2 protein-coding genes are annotated in these 2,777 nt (G+C 34.5%); both read left to right on the top strand.

Going from position 1 to position 2,777, the window contains the following annotated elements; genetic code table 11:
• Positions 1–425 precede the first annotated feature (425 nt).
• Positions 426–1,517 (top strand): hypothetical protein, encoded by a 1,092-nt coding sequence (locus tag Q8907_15580; GenBank protein MDP4275691.1) that lies wholly within the window; start codon positions 426–428, stop codon positions 1,515–1,517.
• Between the two features lie 149 nt (positions 1,518–1,666).
• On the top strand, positions 1,667–2,539 hold the full coding sequence (locus tag Q8907_15585; GenBank protein ID MDP4275692.1) for a LytTR family DNA-binding domain-containing protein: 873 nt from the start codon (positions 1,667–1,669) through the stop codon (positions 2,537–2,539).
• The last annotated feature ends 238 nt before the right edge of the window (positions 2,540–2,777 follow it).

The following is a 2,777-nucleotide window of genomic DNA, read 5'->3' on the forward strand; positions in this document are numbered from 1 at the left end:
ACCTCTTCGATAGAACTAAATTTCAAAATGACAAAGAACATTTTAGGCTTAATGAGCCAATTTTGTTTGATTTTTAATAACGTCCCGATTTTAATGGGACACTAGTGATATTTTTTTATTAGTCAATATTTTCCTGAAAAATCATAAAACCAAATAAATGAAAAAATTGTTTTAGTTATCCATATACTTGGATAATTTATTGCAGAATTTTCCGTTTTAATTTTTGAATTTGTTCCGGACAATTGATAATCAGCAGCTGATGTAAATTTGATAAGTTTTAGGAAAATTTAACCTTTATTTTTTGTTGTTCAATTAGTTGGTCAGTAAATTTGCTTATGTTTGAAAAGGCAAATCAGGAAGTTTAAAATCTACTCCTCACTCAGAAAACAAATAATCCATTTTTTTAACCACTAAAAATTACAGCCATGAAAAGAAGTATTTTTATTTTTATTTCTTTAGTTGTGTGTTCATCATTGCTTTGGCGATGTTCATCAGAAAAATCCACGGATTATCCTAAGGATTTGAAATCTTCCCTGAATTATACTGCTCAAAAAGTAAATTCTGCTTTAGGCCAAATAGCCCAGACTCAGGGTTATAAACTTCTTACCATACAGGAAAGTAATGCCCTGAAGTCAACCACAATAAATAATCTTTTTTGTTATGGCTATGATAGTATTGATTTGGCCGATATCAGTGGCATTTACGAATTTCATCCAGTAAATTACTGGCATTGGTGTTTTAACTGCTACGACAAACTTTTCCAAAAAACCGGGGAAAGTAATTTACTTATTGCAAAGATGCCAAAAGAAAAAATATTCTATCCCTCCCGTTTATATAGTATGCGTCCAATGGATTCAACCTTGAAAAATAATTTTATCATAACGGCCACCGACTATCATTATTATTTTTCAAGAAAAGGATTTTACGATTATAAACTGTCTGCAGATTTGATTATTGATACTGCAAAAATCGGTAATCTGGATGTATTATCTTCCAATTCCAAATCAACAGGGAGTATTTATTCAGCAGAATACGCCTTTCCAAACGGATATGCTATAAATATTGATACCAATAGTGGGGATACTGCTGTTACCAGCTATGCTCTCTCTGACTCCAAGGGAATACTCCTGCAGGAAACCATGAAACGGATTAAATCCAACTGGAAATACAGGGAGAAAGAATACTCTCTGATTATAGGAAATGTTGAAATAGTAAAGAATTCATTAAAAGACAGCATTGCCATATATGTTGACGGAGTGCTTCAATCAAAAGCAAAAGTAGAATTTATTGATACTGGAAGCGATAGCACGTCAGTATGTAAAAAACGTGATGTACAAATCACTTTCGATGATGGCAGTGTGGCCAAATTATCTGAAATGCTAGGCCCATCACTGGTCATTTTAGGCAATCTGGTCGATTCGATGCAAAGCCTTTATTTCTCATCCAAAGTAGTAGATTATATTGCCTGGAGTATTACACATAATAAAGGATACGTGAAGGAAGGGGTTAGGTGGTAAGTCACTTTCCCTTTCATATTGGGAAACCAAACAAAGGTCCGCAAAATCATTAGTTTGCGGACCTTTTATTTTAATTGTCAAATCAAACAATTGATTTTTCAAGAAATTTTAATAGTTTTGATAGCGCTATCAACAAAGTACATAAGGCAATGGTCAAACGGTTTTACAAATGGCTTTATCAGGCTTATCCCCAAAATTATATTTTAAGAAAACCCTACGTAGGCACCTTGATTTTTTTGGCATTTTGTTTTGGGTTTGCTGTCTTGTACAAACCGCTGAAGATGCACGAATCCCGTTTTTTTAACTATGACCTCACAATGGCCGCTTATTGCCTGGCTTCATCGCTTCCCTTAATAATTTTGGTTAAAATAATAAATAAGATCCGGTATTTTTCAAAAGAGAAAGCATGGACCATCCTCAAGGAATTATTAGCCACCGGAATTGTCCTGCTGGGAATGGGTATATTTGTTTATTTTATCGGTTTTTTATTTGAATCGCCTGCCCAAAGGTGGAACCTGTTCACTTTTTTTGATTCCTGCAAACATGTTTTCCTGGTCGGCATAATCCCCTTCGCCTTTTTCACCCTGATCAATTACCCTTACCTCTTTTCAGTCCAAATTGTACAAGGTATCGGAACAGGCACTGATCCTTCAACCACCGTGCAGGCTGAAGAATTGATTCAGATTGGTTCTCAGCTAAAAAAAGAAGAATTGAGCTTTTACCCAAATCAATTCATTTACGCAGAATCAGACGGCAATTATGTTGTTTTTTACCTAAAAGGCGATCATCAAATCAGAAAAGAAATTATACGCAATTCCATCAGCAATATTGAACAACAGCTGTCTGCGATTCCATTTTTCATGAGAACTCACAGGGCTTTTATCATCAACATAAAAGAAGTACTTTCCAAAAAAGGGAATTCCCTGGGCTACCATTTAAAACTTTCCGGAATAGAGGCCGAAATCCCGGTTTCCAGGCAAAATACCCAAAACTTTAATCAGCTTTTAAAACAATATCGATAATCCATTCATCACAAAATACTACCATTCGTACCATTTCCCGTTCCTGATCTTTCAACTCATAACAAATACCTGCCATATATCCCAATAGTTTGTATATCAATTTGATAATCCATCACTTTGTAGTCGTAATCAAACAATTTTACGATGAAAAAATTATTCAAATTAAAAGGAGCTCAAATTGCAAGCTTGAAATTAACACTATTGGCACTTGTTCTCAGCAGTTTTTCCCAAATTTATG

This window comes from Bacteroidota bacterium (assembly GCA_030706565.1).
In the GTDB taxonomy this organism is placed as follows: Bacteria; Bacteroidota; Bacteroidia; order Bacteroidales; family JAUZOH01; genus JAUZOH01.